The 9261-nt window shown below is 52.4% G+C and carries 5 protein-coding genes; 2 read left to right on the top strand and 3 right to left on the bottom strand.

Translation table 11 applies throughout. The annotated features are described in order from the left end of the window. Positions 1–197: 197 nt before the first annotated feature. Together IGW04_RS22730 and IGW04_RS22725 are read left to right on the top strand one after the other, a co-directional pair. The gene (locus IGW04_RS22730; protein WP_194715387.1) at positions 198–2741 is read left to right on the top strand and encodes a hypothetical protein; all 2544 of its coding nucleotides are present in this window, start codon (positions 198–200) and stop codon (positions 2739–2741) included. A 497-nt stretch (positions 2742–3238) separates the two neighbouring features. Continuing rightward, positions 3239–4609 (top strand): IS110 family RNA-guided transposase, encoded by a 1371-nt coding sequence (locus IGW04_RS22725; protein WP_194715386.1) that lies wholly within the window; start codon positions 3239–3241, stop codon positions 4607–4609. Between the two features lie 199 nt (positions 4610–4808). On the opposite strand, the gene IGW04_RS22720 is transcribed toward IGW04_RS22725, so the two are convergent. From IGW04_RS22720 to IGW04_RS22710, 3 genes are all read right to left on the bottom strand, one after another. Beyond that, positions 4809–6770, bottom strand: coding sequence for a hypothetical protein (locus IGW04_RS22720; protein ID WP_194715385.1), 1962 nt, complete (start codon positions 6768–6770; stop codon positions 4809–4811). 346 nt (positions 6771–7116) lie between these two features. Continuing rightward, entirely contained in the window at positions 7117–8739 is a 1623-nt protein-coding gene (locus IGW04_RS22715; RefSeq protein ID WP_194715384.1) for a hypothetical protein, read from the bottom strand. A 4-nt stretch (positions 8740–8743) separates the two neighbouring features. Next, entirely contained in the window at positions 8744–9226 is a 483-nt protein-coding gene (locus IGW04_RS22710) for a CesT family type III secretion system chaperone (RefSeq protein ID WP_194715383.1), read from the bottom strand. Positions 9227–9261: the final 35 nt, after the last annotated feature.

Below are 9261 nucleotides of genomic sequence, written 5' to 3'. Positions count from 1 at the left end.
CTTCCAGCCAGCCGCGTTCGTCCGCCGTCAACTTCAGCACATATTTTCGGTTCATTGCGATCTCCTTCCCGACAACCTCCCGTTAGATCGCTTTAAAACCGAAAAATGTCCTGTGTCAGACTACTAGTGAAAAAAAGCGGTCCGCGCCAGTGTTCTCCAGCACATCCAGCCCTAATAGGAAAGACCCGGAAAGTCCGATGGGCAAGATAGGCAAGAGCGGATTGCCAAGTCGAAAATCTTCATCAGCTAATCCCCAGGCTAATCAGCAAGAAACGCAACTGCTGATAGAGTTAGATAATTCTTGGGTTTCCTCTGAAGAGGATGGGTCAAGCTTGCATTATGGGCAAGATAAAGAAAACATTCCTGTCACAGCCAGACGCATCAAGAAAACCAGCCAACCGGCATTGCGAACTACTGCTACATCAGGCACAAAACCATCCAACGGCAAGGCGCCCGCACCGACGGCCAAATCAGTTGATATAGCCACTGGACAGGACAGCAGTCTGGTCGACAGTAGCTTGGATCAAGCTTCTAACGTCGTTTCCACTTCCGACGCGACCAAACAAAAAGCTTCGGGCCTGGCAAGGACGACAACAGTCGTAGCAGCAAAGAAAAGAGCAAGCGTGCCCAATGCAACGCAATCGCCCGTTAAACCGGCGAAAGATCAGGATCATCAAGACTTATTGCCACTAGGGCCAGGTCAGAAGAAGCAAAAAGCAAAAGTAATACAAGAAACTAAGCAACAGCGGCTGCAGAGGCTGATGCCGGAAGAGGTCGCTTACATGAACGGATATAAAGTTGATTTGATAGAGCTGATGACCGGCGAGGACACTGATCAAAATGCCGAAGTGCTGTATCAACAAGTGGCCGCGATTTGTACTGACAAAAAGCTTAAAAAATCGCAAAAGCTGGAATGCTTGCGAGGAGAGGCGGGGAAAGTTTGCACAACGCTGACACAGGATGTGAATGCCTATTTTGACGCTTTGGTCATCCAGCATTATGTTGATAATCATGCGCAGCATTCAAAAAAGGAAAATGAACCAAAAAAAGGAATGCGTCGGAGTAATGAGGGGGAAAGGAAAGGTCTTTTGTCGGGTAATGACCCGGAAAATGACGATGACAATATCGCTGGTCACGATAATGATTCAATTATCGCGCCCGATAAAAAAAAATATAACCAAGATTATGTGCTGGAAGAATTCAAGTCTACTTTGAATTGGTGGGAAAGAAGAAAGCTGGAAAAGATTCAACCCGAGGAAAAATTTGCGAACGATCCTCACAGGAAGGCTGAGTTGCAGAAGATAGAGCTGCTGAGGAAAATGCAGAAAAGGCTAACTGCCGATGAAAGATCGATTATTCGTCGTGATGCAAAAATATATCATGACCTTCTAGTAAATTCCGGCTTGCCGGTTCTGCATATTGCGGTAAAAAATGAAAGCTGCAAACTGGTGAGAGCTTACCTTCTGGCAGTAATGTCGTTCGCTCCTTCTTCTATTACGAAAAACGTTATACAGGCAAAACAACATCAGGGTTTGCAGGCCTTTTATTGGGCAATGACACATTCCACGACCGACATGATCAAAATTTTCATGGAAACGGTCTTGAACTCCGATTTTTTATTTTTCGAAGAAAAGAAAGAAATTCTCCATGCCCGCAGACCAGATCCTGAGAAAAATGGGGCTTTTGGTATTGGTGGATTTTATATGGCGATGGCATCGGGTGACATCGCAAGAGCGGATGCTTTTATGTCGCAATTGCTGGCGTGGGATCCTAACTGCAGAATTCAGCAGTTTTCTGATATAAAGGTTGAATTGTTGGAGGGATTCAAGTCGAATTGGCTTAAAGATAAAGCGAAGGGTGCGGCCGTCGAGAATGGTCATAAGGAATTGGTTGAGAAATACAATCAATATGTAGAAAGTTCGCATTTGCGGAGAATCGAAAAAGACCTCTTATTTGCATATAATAAAATTCATGACCCGCAGGAACGCTATCTGCGATTTGAAAATGAAGCGGAGGCCGAGGCAGCGGAAAAATTGATGCAGGAAGTGTTTAAAACTTTAAACATGAAAATGCCTAGAGAGGGTGGGGACCTTCCGCAGGATGTTGAGATGGCGCCTGGCGTTCCAATGCAAGGTCATACTAGAACACACAAGATTATTGCTCACGAACGGAAGCGTTCTATATTAGAAATGAATAAAAAACCAATTCCGGAGTATCTAAAGAAAAAATCAATTAAGGATTACGCGTCCCGTCCGTTTAGAAACGTGGATGAAGCCGGTAATTATGCGACGCTTTCAACTTTTCCCAAGCCAAATCAAAACGAAAAACGGCGAACAGATGGTGACTATCTGTTGGGCCCACCACCTGCAATAAGCAAACAAGCGAGAAGAAACTCTTGGCAGGAAAGAAAAGAAAATAATACGCTTCCACCTCGTTCTGGCAGTTATGCTAGCGGGCTGGTAAGCTTGGCGGCGTTGCCGGCTTTGCCGGCCTCTATGTCTGCTCTTCCCCGACTTGATGAACTCAGCCCAATCAAGCTAACACCCAGCCCTAAGCGACGCTCCAGCCAGCATACCGGGCTGCCAAATGGCACGCCGACAAGACTTTTTACTGAAAAAGCAGGAAGGCTGTCACCGACTTCAGACAGTTCGTCCATCAACAGGAAAAATCTCCAGAAACGCCGCTCCATGAAAGAAGCTAATCGCGTTACTGACGGGTCAGACTTATCTATTCCGAGCTAGGAGCTTGCGCGGCAGAAGGCGGCCAAGCGAAACGTGCGAAAAACGAGGCCAGTTTGGTAGTGCCAACAAGCCTAGGGGGCTAAACACTTCTTTGCCCCTTGGGCGCAGGTGGTGATACCGAGCTGGACCGTTTTCTCGCGCGTTGCAGCCGCCGACCCCTCTGCCGCGCGGGCTTCCGAGTCGCAGCACTGAAAAAACGCGAAAGCGACGTAAGTTTTTACTTTTGCAACCCGTCACAATCTATTTTTCCGGTTTCGTCATTCTTAAAAACCGCCCCACGCGCCTCGCGCGGCCCTTATGAGTAGAAACACCAGGCGAGTAGACTGAACGCACGCATGGACTGTGGCCGAATGCTTCTTGGAGGTATGAACCCCGTCAAAAAACCTGGCCCAGGGGAAGTTGCGGACTCATCTGTGGTGGCGCCGTTAGGTGACCCCGTTTAGGAAATTGATTTAACCCGAGTCCCCGTCCTGCGCTTATTGTTCAGGAGGTAGGCCATGTCTCAAGAGCGTACGCGATCCAAGCCCACCGGGCTGCCGATCATTCATCCCTTTGCTGCGGGAATCGACATCGGCTCGCGCTTCCATGTCGTTGCGGTCAGTCCCGATTTATGCGATGAACCCGTCCAAACTTTCCAGGCGTTCACCAGCGATCTGCAGCGCATGGCAGACTGGCTGATGGCAACCGGCACCAAGACCGTGGTCATGGAATCGACCGGCGTCTACTGGGTTGCCGCCTATGAAGTCCTGGAAGCATGTGGCCTGGAAGTCATACTTGCCAATGCCCGGGAGGCACGTGCAGTGCCTGGCAGGAAGAGCGATGTCAACGATGCACAGTGGCTACAGCGACTTCACGCCTGTGGGCTGTTACGGGCCAGCTTCCGCCCGGGCCGCGCCATTGCAGAGTTAAGAGCTTACCTCCGGGCGCGCGAACGGCATACCGATTATGCTGCCGCGCACATTCAGCACATGCAGAAGGCGCTGACCTTCATGAACATCCAGCTGCATCACGTGATTGCCTCCATTACGGGCACGACCGGCATGAGCATCATCCGGGCTATCGTCGCCGGTGAACGCGATCCCGACAAGCTGGCTGCCATGCGCGATGTGCGATGCAAGGAAAGCCAGGAGACCATCCGCAGCGCCCTGGTCGGCAACTACCAACCGGAGCATCTGTTTGCGCTCAAGCAGGCGCTTGCCCTGTATGACTTTTACCAGCACTGCATTGAAGAATGCGATACTGAAATTGAACATGCGGTCGCAGCATTGAATATCGACAGACCGATCCCGGAAGCGCCGCTGCCTAAGCCCAAGCATCGGGGCAAGATGCCGAACGCTCCTGCTTTCGACGTGCGCCGTGCCCTATATCAGCTCACTGGTACGGACCTGACGCAAATACACGGCATTGGTCCGTTCCTCGCCCTGCGCCTGGTCGGCGAGTGCGGCACGGACCTGTCACGCTGGCCTACCGCCAAGCACTTCACATCCTGGCTCACGCTGTCACCTGGCTGCAAGATTAGCGGCGGCAAGGTGCTGTCGGCGCATACACGCAAAACCAGCAACAGAGTGACTGTGGCGCTCCGGCTGGCAGCGGTCACGGTGGGAAAAAGCCATACCGCTCTGGGCGCCTTCTACCGACGACTTGCCGCCCGTATTGGCAATGCCAAGGCAGTCACAGCGACTGCACGCAAGATCGCCGTGCTGTTCTACAACGCCATGCGCTTTGGAATGGACTATCGGGATCCGGGCGCCGACTACTATGAGCAACAGTACCGCAACCGGGTCATCAAGCAGCTCCATCGTCGCGCTGCTCAGTTTGGGTTTAATTTACAGCCACAAGATCCACTACAAAAGGGTGGTGTTTCTTAGGAACAGCTTCGATCTTTTACTAGTGATGCGTCTAGAGTGGTGTATAAGTTGATTCGTGGGGAGACGGTGAGAGAGTTGAGGCTGACATGCACATTCAAACAGCGCTGCATGCGTCAAAACAAAAGGATGCATGCAGCGTTTTCAAGTAATGTGGAAACTTGGATTTGTCTTGAGCCAGTTCCGCCACCATTGCAAATTTCTAGTCACTGGATTCTGAATCCGAACTGGAGATATCGAGTCGATCGCCACCTGAATCAGATTCATTTCTCTTGCGCCGTGATGCCCTTCTGGTCTGGCCGCCGTCGATTTGAATGACGTTACGTTCCCGGTCTGCGGCTGCATTTGGGTGGTTGCTATGCGGTAGGGCGAATAAATTCTCCAGATTTTTCGCCCGGTCTTTGGCTACGGATTTTCCGCGATGAATGCCGTATGCGGAGCCATCTTCAGTAACAGTATCAGGCGTTTCCCTATCGCTGCGACCACTCCGGTGAACCATATCAGCTTGATCATCATCCGTGCCATCGATTGAATGCAACCGCTTGGCTAATTTTTTATCTTTACGATTTCGTTGTCGGTACTCGGCCCCCAGCTCCTGGGTTGAGCCCACTGATCTGATGGATGCATCACCTCGTTCGAGATCACGGTCATTATCATTATCCTCATCTTCGCCAGGCGCAACGCCGTAAATTAATTTCGATGCAATATCAGCTGTTCCAAGTCCAACTCCCAATAGACCTCGGTAGCCCAGCTCCGCCTCTTTCCGGAAATTAAACGCAAGGATCAGTATAATATTTTGGCACCAAATGAAGCCTATTTTTCCACCGATGTCCGCTGTGGCCGCTAACATTTTCATCGTGACGCCATAATTCCATCCTGTACTCAAACCCAGAACAGTGCCCTTTGCCAGCAATCCGGCGATAAATTCAGATAGTTTTCCGGCCACCTCGCCTCGGCGATCCCCCTGTTCACGTTTCAGCCCGAACAGCGCTGTAAATTCAAACTTAAGCGAACCAAGACAATTTTCCTTCTGATTCGCTTTTTCAATGGATTTTTTCAGTTTCTCTTCTAAATGGTATGCATTAATTTTCGAAGTCGCCGTATCCTTGACACCGCGATTAGTCGATAGGACACGAGCCAGTTTCACTGCGTTCTCTAAAAGTTCCAGCTCCTGCTTCCACATCTCAAACGTTTTTGTAATAGCCTGATCCTTGAATCGGTCGCCTTTCGAGGCTGCCTGACATTGCTGTCGACGGGTGTATTGCATTGTCACTGCCGTAAAAGCCCCTGCCAGGGCGCCGGCTGCGAGCAAAGAAACGAGACTGGCTGCTGAGGTGGGTGGTAGATTCAGGCCAGCGATAATGGTATAGCGCAGGCCGTAGCATACGGTATAGAAATAATAGGGAAGGTCATCCGTGAGCGTTTTGCCCTTCCAGGCCTGCAGGAAATTGAAATCTTTGAGAGATGGTTGCTGATTGTTGTCAGTAGCGTGGCGAGGCTTTATCTCCGCCAGATTTCTCACTGCATCACGGGCCGCGCGTTGGATCAAATTGCCGAGCAGGGGATAGGATTTATCAGCATGTTGGTTTCCCCAGGAGGTGTTGCGTATCATCGGGATGAAACGCTCGCTCAATGCCCACATTGCTGTGCTGATGGCCCAGCCATACAGTGGTTCCCCCAATGCGCTCGATGTCAGCGTGCCAACGCCAAAGCACATCAGGAAAGCGGTTGCGCCAGACAGGAAATTGGATGCGAATTCACAGGGGAAATAGTCGTGGTTGCGTTGCTTGGCTTCGTCGATCATCTGCCTATACCGTTCGAGAGCGACTCTTAATTCTTTTTGCAACTCCGTCGCTTTGGGTATATTCGCTGTTTCGGCAAGCAAACTGGCAATATCATTGTTTAAATCTCTATAATCTGCAGCAGCGTCTTCAACGTCATCACTATCATCATTATCATCGTTGATGGTTACGCTCGGGTCAGGTTGATTCTCACCTTGGTGTGTCGTGGCAACGGCATGCGCGTTGGCCAATATATTGTCGGTGGTATTTTTCCTGCGTGTCTTATTGTTGGCGTGATCATCATCTTGATGATGTTGATCACCGTGTACGTCTTCAGAATTGTTGGCGTTATAGCAGCAGTACGGTCTGCTCAATGCATCCATCGGTTTCCTCTTGTCTGATGTTTGGATAATCCACCTTCCGACTCGAAGGGCGCATGGTATTTAGGTAATTTATCGTATCGCGCTTTGCGCAAAAGCCGCTGTGGCGGTGTCTGGTAAAACAGGCGTAAAAATTCTTGGTCAGCCGTATCGATGCAGTTGGTAGTAGCACTACCGTAAGCAGATATACGCATTTTGCAGACATCTTGTCAGACGGTTTGAGTAACGTGAGTTTGTCTGTATGCGAGCGTTATTAGCTTTATTAACGGGCTAGGTGATTGGGCAACTGCCATGTCTAAACTAGAAGGGTCCAAGGTGCTTACAGCGCAATTTCACTTTGCAGCTATCCTCACACACCGCTATCGTTTTGCTCCACCGGACAGCAACATCTCCTTGCAATCGCTTGCCCCACACCCAGCATGGTCCTGCCCACGACTTCGAACTCCCGGCGGAAGGAAAAGCCCCAGGCAATCGACACCAGCGGCGGCACGATATAGCCGCTCCATCTGACCCAAGGCAAGGCCGATCTTGTCGCGGCTGAGCCTGCAAGCTGGCCAACCGCGATGCCGGGCAGCTGGGAGGCGGCTTTGCCGATGAAGCTGGCGAGAGTGTCGAGCCGCTTGCCCGGCACTTCGGGGTCGATGCCCGTCGCGTCACGCCTGGACTGCAGCATCACGCGCCATTCGTAGGCAAGGGAGGGGATGAAGCGCGACTTTGCGACGGCTTTCCGATGCCACAGTTGTAAGGAAGCCTTGAGCTGTTCCAGTGTGTTTTTCGCGGCGATATCCAGTCCATGATCTGCAAGCTTGTTATCGATGCGAACAAGCAGCATGCCGACATAGTGCGCTTCCTTTTCCCAAAAGGCGCATGGCTTGGTGACGGTTTCCTTGCCGCCGGTATGTTCCATGACCGAGGCGCGTAGCAATTGCATGCCTTCCTGTATCAGGGCGCCAGCGACAAAGCCGCCGGCGGCGCGTATGCCGCTGTAGGCAAGCTTGCCTTGCCAGGTCGACATGTCATAGAGCGATTTGCCCAGGAATTCAGGCAAGCAATTGGTCAGGCCGTACATCACGCTATAGACGTGGTAGATCAGATCGTCCGTGAAATGCTTGCCTGCCCAGAGCCCGCGCCAACTGGTTCGGTCCAGCCATTCGCTTGCATTGAGCCATTCAGCCTGACCGCTGCCGCGGTCCTGCCAGGGAAATTTCTTGTTGCATTCCAGATCGGCAGTGCCGTCCAGACGCTCGCGCGCGGCGCGCGCCTGCAGGCGTTGGCGCACCATGTAGAAATCCATATAGGGATTATTGACCGTGGTGGCGCGCATCATGCTGATCAATGGCTCGGCGAATGTCCAGGCAACGGTATTGACCGCCAAGCCCACCAGCCAGCTGCTGCTGTACGCGGCTGCGAAGCCACCCAGGCCAAAGCAGATGAAATTGCCCACGCCTCCGGCAGCCAGATTGTGGACGTGCTTCAGCCCGCCTTCTCTGGTCACCTTTTGGTAGGCATCCCATTCCCGCTGGTAACGCGCATAAGCGGCCCTGGTGGCGTCGTTATTGATGGTATGGAATAGATAGGCTGGATCGGTGCTTTGGCTGAGCCTTGAAAAGGCGGTGGTGGCTGCATTGAGTTCCTGCAAGGCCTGCCTGGTATTGCCCCCCTGCCTGCTGATATTGGCAAGCCGGCTGGCGGCAAGATCCATCTTGCGCTTGTAGCGCGCCAGCTTTTGCTGCAGCGCGCTGTCCAGCGATATCGCGGTGAATGCGGGCGCGTCGGAAGCGCTAGAGCTAACACTATTGCTCGTACTGGAGATGTCTGCCGCCTGCTTCGATGTAAAGGTCTGCAACACGACGTCGTCGTCGCCACCGCCATTATCCCGGTCGTTGCCTTTCACATAGGATGACGATGGCCGCCCCCTGTTGAGCATCGGCGTCGAGCTGTTGGACCGTTGCCGGCTGTCAGTGGCGCGCACGGCTTTACGCGAGGTCGATCATGGACGCGGCGCGGCCGGATGCGGCAGGGCCGGCTTTCACGGCGCTCGGGGCAGCTTCCGGCGCATCGTCGCGCAACATCTCGCGCAGGCTGTTGGTCTGGTTGGCGTAGACGGTGAATGCTTGCGCCAGCAGCTGCGGGTCAAGCTTTTCGGGCTGCATGAAGTGCACCACGAATATCGCATTGCCACTGGTTGGGTCGAGCGAGTAGACGCCATTGGTCTTGGCGCCCGACAGCAGGTTCATGGTCAGCAGCTGGGCATACATGTCGGTGCGCATCGCTTCCGGTACAGGGCCCATGTCGACATAGCAGAACAGCATGTCCGGATTGACTTGCTCATCGAAGAAGAGCGCAATTTCCACGCCGTCGATCGTAATGCGGCCGTGATCGCCCAGCGCATCCGGCGTTGGGTAATCGAGCGACGCGCAAACCTTGCGGCATAAGGCTTTGAACTCTTTTTCTTTCATGTGACGGCTCCTGAAGTTGAACAAGCGGACATTGC

Origin of the sequence: Noviherbaspirillum soli, assembly GCF_015352955.1 — a bacterium.
Taxonomy (GTDB): domain Bacteria; phylum Pseudomonadota; class Gammaproteobacteria; order Burkholderiales; family Burkholderiaceae_D; genus Noviherbaspirillum_A; species Noviherbaspirillum_A soli.
The sequence above is the reverse complement of the archived record's forward strand: the minus strand, read 5'-3'. Positions and strand labels throughout refer to the sequence as shown.